Origin of the sequence: uncultured Aquimarina sp. (assembly GCF_947492405.1) — a bacterium.
In the GTDB taxonomy this organism is placed as follows: Bacteria; Bacteroidota; Bacteroidia; order Flavobacteriales; family Flavobacteriaceae; genus Aquimarina.
This window is the reverse complement of sequence record NZ_CANLMP010000005.1, coordinates 185,624-199,105: the sequence shown is the minus strand read 5'-3', so window position 1 is coordinate 199,105 and position 13,482 is coordinate 185,624. Positions and strand designations below refer to the sequence as shown.

Below are 13,482 nucleotides of genomic sequence, written 5' to 3'. Positions count from 1 at the left end.
GAAATTAAAATCACTATAATGAAAAAAATATTTTGGACATTTTTGTTTGTGTGTGTGCTATTGATTAGTTGTTCTGAACAAAAAGAAAAACCATTAATAAATGATACTGCAAATCCATTCTTAGAGATACCGGAAACAATAGTAGAAAAATCAGCGTTGCACTATGATCGTAAAACATCAGTATGGACTTTAAACGGTCAGCCTTATTCTGGATTCGCTGTAAGTTATTATCCGGATACTAATTTGAAAGAAAAATTTGGAATCTTACACGGGAGAAAGCAAAACAAGTTTTTGCAATGGTATCCTGATGGGCATTTAAAAAATAGTACGAGTTATCATAAAGGAAAATTACAAGGAGAGAAAAAAATATGGGCTTCAGATTCAGCACATATTCTAATTGCTAAACTCAATTACCATAAAGGTAAACCACATGGAGAACAAAAGAAATGGTATCCCACGGGTGAGCTTTTCAAAAAGTTACATATGAACAAAGGAAAAGAAGAAGGCATACAGCAGGCATTTAGAAAAAATGGTGCTTTATATGCAAATTATGAAGCACGGAATGGTAGAATTTTTGGATTAAAAAAAGCGGCTCTTTGTTATAGTCTAAAAGATGAAAAAGTTCGATACAAAAAGTGATATTGACAAGCATGTAATTTGCCGAATTTCAAAAATAAAATTTAAATTAGTTAAGATTTAGAATAATTTATGTGTGAATTTTAAAAACTGATAAAAGTCAGTAATAAAGAGTTAGGAAAATACTAACATTGATGTTTAACTCTTATTCATGGAGATTGCAAAAGACATTGTGTTGCGACCACGATTTTTTCTGGATTTGGATGTTCCATCAGAAAAAGCCTTAGAAGCTTTTGAACAAAAAAGTAAAAGCTGCAAGGATTTTAAAATAAGCCGAATCGATCATCATGTATTTATACGTATTCCGAAGAAAGATCAACACTTTTGGTCTCCACAATTGCATTTAGAAATTTATGATGTAGATGATCAATCAAAACTCAAAGGACTTTTTGGACCCAGTCCAACAGTCTGGACCTTTTTTATGTTTGCGCATTTTATTGTAGCTACTGCATTTATAGGAGCTGGCATTTGGATGTATGTCAATATGAGTTTAGGAGATGATTACTTTTATGCTATCATTGCAATGATCTTATTTTTTATCATCTGGTTTGTATTGTATTTTGCAGGACGATTAGGCAGAGAAGTTGGTAAAAAAGAAATGTATGCGTTGTATGGATTCATGCAGGGTACATTGAATAGTATTAAGTAGTTATAATTTTAAGCTACTTACTGATGTAACCAGTTTTTAAATTCGAATGCTTTACTGTTAGAAGTGTATAGTGTTGTTTCAGTGTTGTTTAAAGTTATTCTTAATCTATTTTTGATATGCTGATTGTATTTAATAATGTTATTTCTGTTAATTATTTCACTTCTATTGATCTTAAAAAAAGTGTTTTTATCAATCTCATTTTCTATATGTTTTAGAGAATTATTAATAATATGTTTATTATCATTTTTATCTATTGCCAAAACAAAATCTCCTTGTGCTTGAAAATACATTATTTCAGCAACCTTTAATAGAAATACACCATCTCTCTTTTTTATAGAAAATGTAGACTTATATTGTTTTTTTTCGAGCTCAAGTAGATATTTTAATTGGTCGAATACATTCGTAGAAATAGCTTCTTTTTTAGTTTTACAAAGTAGTAAAAACTTATTCCAGGCGGCATTAAATGATTCGATAGTATATGGTTTTAGTAAATAAGCAATGCCGTTGGTGTTAAAAGCGTTTACGTAAAAAGTATTATAAGCAGTACAGAATATAATGGGACAATCCGGTTGTATAGCATCATATACCATAAAAACATTACCATCTAATAATTCTATATCAGAAAAAATTATATCTAATGAAGGTGTCGTTTTTAAAAAATCAATAGCCTCTACAATACTTCTTTTCCAGGTAATAGTAGCTGGACTTGTAACCGATTTGATAGTGTCAATTAACTTCTCTCCGGCTCGTTGCTCATCTTCTAATATAAGAATGTCCATAGTTTTTAAGATAAATTTTTGATTAAGGGCAAGGTAACAGTAAACATATCCGAATTGATAATAGATACTTCTTTACTGCTTAAAATCTGATACCTGGATTTTAGATTTTCTAATCCAGTTCCTAAGCTATGCTTCACATCCATTTTAAGGTTTTTTTTATGACTAACAGAGATTTTATTTTGATCAATTTCGATAGTAATAATTAGCGGATTTTTAATAGATCCTTGATTGTGTTTTACAGCATTTTCTATAAGACTCTGTAATGTAGCTGGCGGAATTAAGTAATCTTTCAGATGTATAGGTGTATCTTTTTTAATGAATTGATATGATACTCCATAGCGTTCTTTTAAGAGGTAAATATAGTCATCAATAAAATTCCATTCTTCACATAGATTTACAATATCTTTTTCTGATGTAGTTAATATGTAACGATACATATTAGATAGTTTATGTAAGTATTCTTTTGCCTGCTTAGGGTTTCTATCTATTAAATCATCTAAGGTGTTTAAATTATTGAATAAGAAATGAGGGTTCACCTGAGATTTAAAAAAAGCAAGCTCCATTTCAGTCTTTTCCGCTTTTAGTTTATCTATAAGCGTATTATTAAGAATCCAATCTCTGGTGAAACGATATGCAAAAGAAAACTGAAGACACAAAAAAATTGGATTTAACCTTCCAAAAATAACATTATCATAGCTGCTAAATTCTTTTATAAACGCTAAGTAAAAAGAAGTATCAATACCATTAGAAATCATATAGATAAGAATTCTAAAACACTCAATTAGAATAATAATAATCGTGGTTATAAGTATATACTGCACCCACTTTCTTTTTTTTAAATATTTGGGTATTAACCAGGATGTATTAAAATAGAAGAATGTAGGAAAGAGCAGTATTGCAAATTGTGATACCGTTCCTGGTCTAAGACTTCTATCAAACCAATTGTTTGTCCAAACAGCATTTATGGTGGCAAAATAAAATACCCAGAATACTATATGAAAGTAAACTTCCTTGTTTCTAAATATCTTTCTGATTTTCGAATTGCTCATATAACAATCTGGTTATGTTGTGATTATTAGACGATTCTCTTTACGATTTGTAACAGTTAATGATGATTTTACGAAGTCTTAATCTCCCAGTTTAAATGGTATTTCGCCCAGTTCAACGGAATCTTTATAAATCCTTGTAACAATTGATGATTTGACACGTGTAATAGATAATGAAGAAAGCTATTATCAACATTCTGTTTTGTTTATCTATTATGATTATAAACGTACTAGTAGAGCTATATCCTATAGGTAAATTGTATACAAAGTATTATACGTGTAAGGTAAATATTGAGACAGTAGTTGATCGTATTCAGCTTTCTAAAAAGATTCCTTTTTTAGAAACAATTCCTAAAGAAAACTTTCAGAAAGTGAAGAAATTTCAAACCGAATTTTGTAACCAATATAGATTAAAACGATGAGCTTACTTATAAAAAATGTAACAAAAACCTATCCTAATGGAGTAGTGGCTATTGATAACCTACATCTAGAAATAAGTAAAGGTATGTTTGGATTGCTAGGACCTAATGGCGCAGGAAAATCATCATTAATGAGGACTATAGCGACACTACAAACTCCAGATTCTGGTTCAATAGTATTTAATGATTTCAATATTTTGGATCACCCTATGAAACTAAGGAAGTTATTAGGGTATTTACCACAATCTTTTGGAGTATATCAAAAAGTATCCGCAGAGAAACTACTAGATTATTTTGCCATATTAAAAGGAGTTGCTTCTAAAAAGGACAGAAACTTAATTATACAAAGAGTATTAGAACTCACGAACCTTTATGATGTTCGAAAAAAGTATGTAAGCGGATATTCTGGAGGCATGAAACAACGGTTTGGGATTGCTCAATTATTATTAAACAATCCAAAACTAATTATAGTAGATGAACCTACAGCCGGATTGGATCCTGCAGAACGTAATAGATTTTTAAATGTACTTAGAGAAGTAGGAGCAGAAAACACAGTGATTTTTTCTACACACATAGTAGAAGATGTAAAAGAATTATGTACAGATATGGCAATTATGAATGGCGGTCAGATTCTTCAAAAAACAATTCCTTCTGAAGCTACTAATGCTATTAAAAACCAAATCTGGACGATGACTATTGATAAAAAGTATTTACTAAGTATGCAAGAGAAATATACTGTTTTATCATCTAGTTATAACGAAGATAATTCCATACGAATTAGAGTTCATTCGTTAGAGAAACCTACAGCAGAGTTTGAAAGCGTTTTCCCCAATTTAGAAGATGTGTATTTCATAGCATTAAAAGAAACTTCTTAATAGAAAACCTATAAATCAGCATTATGAATTTCAAAACATTCCTTTTTTTAATACTACTAAACCTTGTATCCGATTTTTCATTTTCACAGGATAAGACACTGGTAAAGAACGAATACATTTCAATAGAAAAATTATATGAAGATATAGATATTCTTAAAAATAACCTGGAATCTATTCATGCAGGTTTATATAATTATACTACGAAAGATGAGATGGATAGAGCATTTGAAAATGTAAAATCTCAAATTAAGACACCATTAACTTCAATTGAGTTTTATAGAAGGATAGTCTCTTTGCATAGGTATATCAAGAATGGGCATACGATTATAATCCCTTCTGAAGATTTTGATCAGACTACAGCCACTACAAAACCTATACTGCCGATAGATGTATATTGGGATAAGGAGTTCCTTTATGTACTAAGAAATAATTCTAATGATAGAAGAACAATACCTATTGGAGTAAGAATAGATACTATAAATGGTCGAAATGCTTCAGAACTTTTTCTTGAAATGGCAAGTTTGTGGACTAGAGATGGGAATAATACCACCTTTCCAGAAGGAATAACACAAAGAGCCTTTGCTGGCTTTTATATAAATTTCATAGGATCACCTAAAAACTATGAGCTGGTTTATACAGATGATTCGGGTAATTCTCATAAAACTAATATAAAAGCTTTGACAACTCCTGAAATTGATAAAAATAGGTTAGAACGGTATGGAGATATAAGGTATTATTGGACAAAAGATGATGGAGATGCCATTACACTTGATATTAAAGGAAACATTGCCATTCTACGAATTAAAACCTGTGCGAATTCCGATATTAGAAAATTTGGATCGTCGATTAAAGGAATTTTGAACAGATTCTTTCGTAAAATAATAGATAATAAGATAGGTCATTTAATAATCGACCTGAGAGATAATGGAGGAGGAGATGAAATTATATCAAGAGAACTGTTTCGGAATATATCACAAAAACCATTCGTATTATTTGATGATTCGTATCTGATAACAAATAGAATTGAAAATAAAAAATTATATAAAGAAAACGTAGCTGGGATGAATACGTTTGCTAAAATAGGTTTATATAAAGGTGATGATGGTTATTATAGACAAAACAAGTTTGGTCGTTTTGTTTTTCGCTCTAGTGCTAAATTTAAAGAGCATAAACCCTATAAGAAAAGGTATAGTGGTAAAATATATACCTTAACCAATGCCTATACCTTTTCTGCAGCTGGAGAGATGGCTTCTTCAATGAAAACAAATACAGATAGTCTTTTTATAGGAGAAGAACCTGGTGGAAATTCAGCACAAGTTGTTGCAGGAGAAACATTCACACTCGTTTTACCGAATTCAAAAAATAGAGTTATAATTCCTGTAGTCAATCAAATTATTCACACAACAGCAACTCCAAGAGATAGAGGAATACTGCCGGATTATGTAATAAGAAATAGCATTAGTGATATGATTAATGGGCGAGATGCTGTATTGGAGTATACCTATAAGCTTATAAGAGATTGAATTGGATTTTAATTTTAAAAAGGAAACATCATGTTCAAACATATTTTTTTATATGAATTAAAATATTGGATTAAAAAACCTGTGCTATATGTGTATTTGTTTGTATTCTCTGGATTGGCATTTATAGCAATTGCAGGTACCGGAGGCTTATTTGATCCTCCATTAGCTACAAAAGCAACTAGATTGATCAATTCACCTTTCGAAATTAATTATCTACTTCAGTATTTTAATAAATTACTGTTATTCTTATTGCCTGCTATCATCGGAGCAACTGTTTATAAAGATTTTAAGGGCAATACGCATAGCGTACTATATAGCTTTCCTATTAAAAAGAAAGACTACATATTGGGTAAGTTTTTAAGTTCATTTACATTGGTTTTTGGAATTGCAATAACAATAACTGCTGTTATGATACTAACAGAGCACCTACCAGGTCTAGACCATAACAAAATGGGTGATTTTCGTTTAGTGGGATATCTGCAAGCTTTTTTACTGTATACAATTCCTAATTTGTTTTTCTATGGAGCTATTGTTTTTGCAGTAGTAGTATATTTTAGAAATATATATGCAGGGTTTGTTGTTATTCTAGTACTATTTTTACTCCAAAATATTACTCAAAACCTGTTTCAGGGTGTTGCTATAGCATTATTAGATCCTTTAGGACAGAATGCGGTAGGTTACGAGACACAATATTGGACCCTGGATGATAAAAATTTTAAACTAATACCCGTGCTAGGTGTTGTATTATATAACAGGTTGGTATGGTTTGTTTTGACTGCTATAATTGTTGGTTATATATATATAAAGTTTACACTAACAGAACATCCGAGGACCACACTTTTTAAAAAGAAAACAGAAAAACGTCAGGCTAAAAAAAGTATTGGAGGTAGTATCAATATTCGATTGCCTAAAGTATCCTATAAGTTTTCTAATACACAACAACTAAAAAATAGTTGGTTATTATCAGTAGTTAATTTTCAGAGCATCGTAAAAAGCTGGATGTTTTACATCATTATTGCTTTCGGAATTTTAGCGGTTTTATTTTCCATAACTAAAGTGACTAATAACAGTGAGATGACAATTTTGCCAGTAACCAATGTGGTGTTAACGATCCCCGCATTTTTCTTTACTACGATCATTATGCTGCTTACCTTTATTTATAGTGGTATGCTTATTCATAAAGATCAGGTATCTAATATAAATCAATTGATAGATGCTACGCCTATACCTAATTTTACGTTGTTATTATCAAAAATTATCGCAATTATAAAAATGCAGGCATTATTGCTTTTTATAATGATGCTTTCCGGAGTAGTCGTTCAGATATATAATAACTATTATAATTTAGAAATTGGGTTGTATGTTTTTGATTTATTTATTGTCAAATTTAGTGGGTTAATTATTTGGGCACTTGCTTCAGTTTTTATTCATACGCTTGTAAGAAATACCTACTTAGGAATTTTTATACTACTTATAGGATGGTTTGGTGTATCTGGATTAAAACAGATAGGGGTGGATTCTTTTCTAATACTCTTTAATTTTTCGGAACCAATGCCATATTCAGATATGAATGCATATGGTTATCAATTAATACCTTATTTTTTAATAAAGGGATACTGGCTTCTTTTTGGGATACTTATGGTAATTGCATCCTATTTATTGTGGATTCGGGGAATGCATGAATCTATTAAAGAACGCTTGTCTTTTATGAAAACAAGATTTAATGAACGTATTAAGATAATAGGAGGACTGTTTCTAATTGGATTTGTAGTACTAGGATTTACTATGTATAAACAAGAAAATCGACAAACAGAATTATCAACAAAAGAACAAGACAAAGTTTTTAGTGAATTCGAAAAAAGTTTTTCTAAATATGCAAGTATAGTTAATCAACCAAAAGTTACCAATATTAGTCTAAACATAGACATTTTTCCGGAAACCAATATTTTAGAGGTACAGGGAGACTATACTTTAGTTAATAAATCACAGCAAGTAATTGATACGATCTTGTTGAAAACAGGTTTTAACGAAACAACTTCTTTTACATTGGATACAGCCACAGAGATTATTGATCAGGATCCTTATGTGAAATTCTTAGTAATAAAATTAGTAGAAGGATTACAACCCAATGATAGTATACAATTAAATTTTATACTGAAAAGTAAACCGAACACACTTTTTAAGAATAATTCTAATGTATTAGATAATGGAACATTATTCAAGAATAATATTTTTCCCAGATTAGGGTATTTCTTACAGGGAGATAAAAAACATCCAAGTGATACTACATCAAAACAAACACATTATTATTCGCAGGATTCAGATTTTATTAGTTTAAAAACGATCATAAGTACTTCTCAGGATCAAACAGCCATTGCTCCTGGATATTTAAAGCGAGCATGGAAGAAAAATAAAAGGAGTTATTTTGAGTACCAGACAGATACTAAAATCAAAAATTCATTAAGTTTTAGTTCCGGTATTTTCGAAATCGAAAAAGAGCGTTATAAAAATGTAGATTTAGAAATTTATCATCATAAAGATCATATATACAACCTTTCTAAAATGAAAGAAGGTCTAAAAGCTGCATTGGATTATAATACGCTCTATTTTGGTCCTTATCAATTTACCGAAGCTAGAATTATAGAATTTCCAATTACAGAAGGAACCTATGCTTCTGTAATGGCTAATAGTATTCCTACTTCAGAAATGCGTTTTATAGCGAATAGCTCAGATGAAACTATTGATATCTCATTTTATACAATTGCTCATGAATTAACACATCAGTGGTGGGCAAATCAAGTGGTTCCTGCAAATGCTTTAGGAGCAATCATGCTAAGCGAAAGTATTACAGAATATATATCCCTGAATATTTTTGAAGAGTATTATGGAGTAGAAAAGAAGCTTGATTTTCTAAAAATGCAACACGGTCGATATATTAAGGGGAGAACCTCTGAAACAACTATAGAACCACCACTGTATCTGGTAAGAAGTGGTCAGCAATATCTGGCATATGGTAAAGGAACAATAGCGTTTAATACACTAAGTCATTATCTGAGTAAAGAAAAGACACATGTGATTCTAAAAGATTTCTTTGATCAATATAAAAACAAAGAAACTCCGTATCCAACATCCATAGAACTGGTAGAAAACATTAGAAAAACGACTCCCGATTCATTGAAATATATGGTAAAAGACCTTTTTGAAACTGTTACGTTTTATGATACTAAAGTAGATAATGTAAAAGTACTATCTAACCAAAAAGACAATTTTAAAGTCGAGGTTGACTTTATAATTTCGAAACATAGAGATAGGTCAGAAGATGTTCCTGTCAATTTGGAGGATTATATAGAGATTGGATTTTATAATGAGAATGAAGAGTTAATTTCTTTAGAAGTACTTAAAATATCGCAAAAATCGAATCAGATCATTTTCTATTTAAAAGAAAAACCATATAAAGTAGTTATTGATCCTAACTATTTATTGATAGAGAAAGATATTGATAATAATTCTTTTACATTATAATTAATTCTAGAGATTGGTTTCTGCATTGTCTAAGTTATTTTTACTAGTTATAGATGTTATAAAATTAGGCACACCGTTATTAAAATGGATTTCATTAACACGAAATGCCATCTTAATTTTAAGTTTTGCTATTTAAATTATAATAATTATATGATTTGCATCAAATTTATGGGTGTATATCTTTTAGATTTAGTCTTAATAAATTTTATTTTTTTGCTAAATCATAGTTAATTTAGTGTTAAACGTGATTAATTTAAGTTTAATTTTTAGGAGTTAATTCCCCTCTTATTTTTTCGTGTTTTTAGATCTTCCTTTTTAATTTAAATCCCTGGTTTTCAATAATGCAACACCGTTGCGTTATTGAAAACCAAGATTATATTTTGTATTGTAAAAGCTGAGTAATTAAATTATAACCTTTTGATTGTTATGTCTTTACCGTATTTTCTGATTATCATTAATCTCTACTTTTAGCGTTCTAATTTTAAACGATCGAATTTTATTAGAGCTCAACATTTTAATTTAAAACTAAAATTAAACGTTAACACAAAATTAAAAATCATGAAAACTAGACTAAGAATTTTAAGCACAGTAACTATATTTTCTTTTCTCTTTTACAGTTGCGAAAAAGATGGAGAAGTGATTACAGATTTAGAATCAGAAATAGATACTGAAGAAACTATAGGAGCCGATCAGGCTGTACCTGGAGAGTATATAGTAATTTATACAGAAGATGAATCTATTTCTGGTAAAAATGCAGAAATGAAAAGTAAATCGATACAAACATTATCTAAATATGCAATAGCAGAGGATAATATAAAACAAACTTATAGTAATGCTATTCAGGGATTTGCGGTTAAAAACTTATCAGAAAAGCAAGCTGAACTGCTTAGAAATGATCCTGAAGTAGCTTATATAGAGCCAAATTATATTCAAAAGTTGGATATTAAAATAGGAGAACCTGTGAGTACGCTGCCTGCAACGGTTCAAAATAAAGCAGTAACTAATGATTCTCAACTTCCTAATGGAGAATTTCTTCCTTGGGGAGTAAACCGAGTAGGTAGAGCAGATGGCGCAGGAAGAACTTGCTGGATAGTAGATAGTGGTATTGCACCGCATAGTGATTTAAACATAGACACTGGTCGAAGTAGAAGTTTTGTTGGCGGGTCTTGGCAAGATCAAAATGGACATGGAACTCACGTAGCAGGAACGGTTGCCGCAAAAAATAATGGTTCTGGAGTTATTGGTGTAGCATATGGAGCAACGGTAGTTTCTATTAGAGTTTTAAACGCTGCCGGGAGTGGCGCTACTGATGGAATTCTTGCAGGTATAGACTATGTTGCGGATAATGCTAGTAGTGGAGATACTTGGAACTATAGTGTTGGGTTTCGTAATCGATTTACATCTCAAGCAATTGATGATACGTTTAGAAATTTAGAAAATACTACTTATGGTGCTATGGCAGCAGGTAATAGTAATGATGATACTCAATTTTATTCACCACAAAGGTTACAAACTAGTAACTCTTGGTGTGTTGGTAATATGACTAATGTAGATGCTCCTGCATCTGGTTCTAATTTCGGCGAAAGTGTAGATCGTTGGGCTCCGGGTACGGCAGTATGGTCTACTTGGTTAAATGGTCAGTTTAACAATATCTCAGGTACTTCTATGGCATCACCACACGTAGCAGGTATATTATTATTAAGAGGAAACAGCACTGCAACAGATGGATCTGTAAGCAAAGGAGGATATACAGCTCCGATAGCTACCTTAAATTAAAAATAAACAATTTTGAATTTGTTAGAGGCTGAGTACTTTCAGCCTCTTTTTTGTTTTTTGCCGATATTATAATAACAGGAGATGTTTTTTCGCTCTAATGTGTAGAATTTTATCCGGTCTTCTGATGAGACAAAATCGTTTTAATCTTTACAAAGTGTTACCACGATAAAATTCTAATATTTTAACTCGTAATAAATATTCATACTTAGCGTTCGTAAGATTGGTTTCTGCATTATCTAAGTTATTTTTACTAGTGATATAAGCTATAAAGTTAGACACACCACTATTAAAACGGATTTCATTAACCCGATATGATTCTTTAAAAGCAGTTACTTGATTTTGTAGACTTTCATAACGCTCATATGCAGCTTCCATATCAAAATGAACCTGGGCAATTGCATTTTTAACCTGTTGTGCTGTTCGCTCGAGTTCTATAAGAGATTCTTCAGCTTTTATCTTTTCTATAGCTACATTGTTTTTTGCTCTAAATCCATTGAATAAAGGAATATTCACAGCTACTCCAACAACTGTATTTAAATTATTATCAAACTGGTCTAAATACTCAATTTTTTCTCCTCTAAACTGTGTTTCATTTGTAAAAACAGAAACCTCTTGACTATTAACTGTTACAAAATCGCCTGTTTCCACAATATTAGAACCTATTTCGGTAAATGTTTCAGCAACACTAGAATAATTAGTGTTTACTTGTCCAAAGAAGGAAATTTCGGGTATATATTGTGCTTTAGCAACACTGATCCCTCTTTTTGCAGCTTTTGCTCTTAATTCTTTAGCCTTAAAAGTTGCTAAGTTTTGCATGGCCTCATTAAAAACATCTTCTGATGAAAGTGCATATTTTTCGAAATCTAGTAAAATAGATGCATTATCTATCAAAATATCCCCTGGTAAGTTCATTAATCTTGCAAGGCTTATTTTAGCATTATTTAGATCGCTTTCTGCAGTTAGGATATTTGTTTCATCGATGGTTTTCTGTCCTTTTATATCTGCATAATCTGCAGGATTTCCAACTTCTTCATTGTACAGATCTTCTTGTTGTTTTAATTGCTTATTGGTTGCTATTAATCTTGTTTTGGCTAAAGCTAATACATCTTTTCTATTTAAAACTTGTAGATACGCTAAGGTTACATTTAATATCAATGTTTGTTTAGCTTCTTCTATTTCCATTTCAGAAGCTTGTTTGTTAAGTCGTTGTTGACGTACTGTGTTTAAGAGTCGAAAACCATTAAATATGGTAGCATCCAGGTTCAGTCGCGCATTAGAAAATGTTAATTCTTGATTTATGAAATCATTGGTAAATGGATCAATACTTCTTCCATTATTTACACCAATATTATAATTACCATTCAGTGTTGGTAGGATGTTTGCTTTAGATTGATTATAGTTTACTCGGGCTGTATTTGCACTCAAAGTAGTGGATTTTAAATCCAGATTATTTTCTAAAGCGATATCGATACATTGTTCCAGAGAGTACCTTTCTGTGTCTTTTCTTTGTGTAAATCCAACGAATTGTAAAAGAAAAGCACTGATATAAATAATTGATTTCAGTGACATGTTATTTTAGATTATTCAGAGACGATTTGTCCGTCTAAAAGATTAATAATTTTCGAACCATAAGAAGCGTTATTCTCAGAGTGAGTAGCTTGTATTATCGTTACTCCCTCTTTGTTTAATTCAGAAAACAACTCCATAATTTCGGTACTCTGTTTAGAATTTAGATTTCCTGTAGGCTCATCCGCTAGAATCAACTTTGGTCTGGTAATTAATGCTCTGGCTATACCTACTAACTGTTGTTGTCCACCACTTAGTTGTGAAGGAAATAAATCTTTTTTACCTACAATATTAAAACGATCTAATATATCTGCTACCAGAGCTTTTCGTTCAGAAGATTTTACGTTTTTATAGAGTAGGGGAGTTTCGATGTTTTCATATACGGTTAACTCATCGATAAGGTGATATGCCTGAAACACAAAACCAATATACTCCTTATAAAGTTTAGACCGTTGCTTTTCTTTCATAGTATGAACAGCTTCATCTAAAAAGATATAACTACCGTCAGTAAAATTGTCGAGCATACCGATGCAGTTCAATAATGTAGATTTACCGGATCCAGATGGTCCCATAAGAGATATAAACTCTCCTTCGTTAACATTTAGGTTGATACTATCTAGTAATGCTATTTTCTTACTTCCTGAGTTTACTGTTCTGGAAGCATTTGTAAGTTGTAAGATCATATTTTTTT

Annotated in this window: 10 protein-coding genes; 6 read left to right on the top strand and 4 right to left on the bottom strand. The window is 30.9% G+C overall.

The genetic code is table 11. The features are described 5' to 3' along the window. The first annotated feature begins 18 nt into the window (after positions 1-18). Together Q0829_RS18390 and Q0829_RS18385 are read left to right on the top strand one after the other, a co-directional pair. Positions 19-639, top strand: coding sequence for a hypothetical protein (locus tag Q0829_RS18390; RefSeq protein WP_298545877.1), 621 nt, complete (start codon positions 19-21; stop codon positions 637-639). Positions 640-787: 148 nt separating this feature from the next. Beyond that, entirely contained in the window at positions 788-1,285 is a 498-nt protein-coding gene (locus Q0829_RS18385) for a GTP-binding protein (RefSeq protein ID WP_298545876.1), read from the top strand. Positions 1,286-1,302: 17 nt separating this feature from the next. Here the strand turns inward: Q0829_RS18385 and Q0829_RS18380 are convergent, their stop codons facing one another. After that, positions 1,303-2,064, bottom strand: coding sequence for a LytTR family DNA-binding domain-containing protein (locus tag Q0829_RS18380; protein WP_298545874.1), 762 nt, complete (start codon positions 2,062-2,064; stop codon positions 1,303-1,305). A gap of 5 nt (positions 2,065-2,069) precedes the next feature. Further along, positions 2,070-3,113 (bottom strand): histidine kinase, encoded by a 1,044-nt coding sequence (locus Q0829_RS18375; RefSeq protein ID WP_298545872.1) that lies wholly within the window; start codon positions 3,111-3,113, stop codon positions 2,070-2,072. Positions 3,114-3,528: 415 nt separating this feature from the next. Here Q0829_RS18375 and Q0829_RS18370 point away from each other — a divergent pair, with 415 nt between their 5' ends. From Q0829_RS18370 to Q0829_RS18355, 4 genes are all read left to right on the top strand, one after another. Beyond that, the gene (locus tag Q0829_RS18370; protein WP_298545871.1) at positions 3,529-4,404 is read left to right on the top strand and encodes an ABC transporter ATP-binding protein; all 876 of its coding nucleotides are present in this window, start codon (positions 3,529-3,531) and stop codon (positions 4,402-4,404) included. A 23-nt stretch (positions 4,405-4,427) separates the two neighbouring features. After that, positions 4,428-5,927, top strand: a complete 1,500-nt coding sequence (locus tag Q0829_RS18365; protein ID WP_298545869.1) for a S41 family peptidase — start codon at positions 4,428-4,430, stop codon at positions 5,925-5,927. A gap of 30 nt (positions 5,928-5,957) precedes the next feature. Further along, positions 5,958-9,449: a M1 family aminopeptidase gene (locus Q0829_RS18360; RefSeq protein WP_298545867.1), complete on the top strand. Its 3,492-nt coding sequence runs from the start codon at positions 5,958-5,960 to the stop codon at positions 9,447-9,449. Positions 9,450-10,007: 558 nt separating this feature from the next. Further along, positions 10,008-11,225 (top strand): S8 family serine peptidase, encoded by a 1,218-nt coding sequence (locus Q0829_RS18355; RefSeq protein ID WP_298545866.1) that lies wholly within the window; start codon positions 10,008-10,010, stop codon positions 11,223-11,225. A 147-nt stretch (positions 11,226-11,372) separates the two neighbouring features. Here the strand turns inward: Q0829_RS18355 and Q0829_RS18350 are convergent, their stop codons facing one another. Together Q0829_RS18350 and Q0829_RS18345 are read right to left on the bottom strand one after the other, a co-directional pair. Beyond that, entirely contained in the window at positions 11,373-12,794 is a 1,422-nt protein-coding gene (locus tag Q0829_RS18350; protein WP_298545865.1) for a TolC family protein, read from the bottom strand. Positions 12,795-12,805: 11 nt separating this feature from the next. Beyond that, positions 12,806-13,474, bottom strand: a complete 669-nt coding sequence (locus tag Q0829_RS18345) for an ABC transporter ATP-binding protein (protein ID WP_298545864.1) — start codon at positions 13,472-13,474, stop codon at positions 12,806-12,808. Positions 13,475-13,482 lie beyond the last annotated feature (8 nt).

Excerpts from the sequence above, each read along its gene's own strand:
- Q0829_RS18360 (WP_298545867.1), top strand. The coding sequence starts at position 5,958 with ATGTTCAAACATATTTTTTTATATGAATTAAAATATTGGATTAAAAAA.
- Q0829_RS18375 (WP_298545872.1), bottom strand. The coding sequence starts at position 3,113 with ATGAGCAATTCGAAAATCAGAAAGATATTTAGAAACAAGGAAGTTTAC.
- Q0829_RS18365 (WP_298545869.1), top strand. The coding sequence starts at position 4,428 with ATGAATTTCAAAACATTCCTTTTTTTAATACTACTAAACCTTGTATCC.
- Q0829_RS18355 (WP_298545866.1), top strand. The coding sequence starts at position 10,008 with ATGAAAACTAGACTAAGAATTTTAAGCACAGTAACTATATTTTCTTTT.
- Q0829_RS18350 (WP_298545865.1), bottom strand. The coding sequence starts at position 12,794 with ATGTCACTGAAATCAATTATTTATATCAGTGCTTTTCTTTTACAATTC.
- Q0829_RS18370 (WP_298545871.1), top strand. The coding sequence starts at position 3,529 with ATGAGCTTACTTATAAAAAATGTAACAAAAACCTATCCTAATGGAGTA.
- Q0829_RS18380 (WP_298545874.1), bottom strand. The coding sequence starts at position 2,064 with ATGGACATTCTTATATTAGAAGATGAGCAACGAGCCGGAGAGAAGTTA.
- Q0829_RS18385 (WP_298545876.1), top strand. The coding sequence starts at position 788 with ATGGAGATTGCAAAAGACATTGTGTTGCGACCACGATTTTTTCTGGAT.
- Q0829_RS18390 (WP_298545877.1), top strand. The coding sequence starts at position 19 with ATGAAAAAAATATTTTGGACATTTTTGTTTGTGTGTGTGCTATTGATT.
- Q0829_RS18345 (WP_298545864.1), bottom strand. The coding sequence starts at position 13,474 with ATGATCTTACAACTTACAAATGCTTCCAGAACAGTAAACTCAGGAAGT.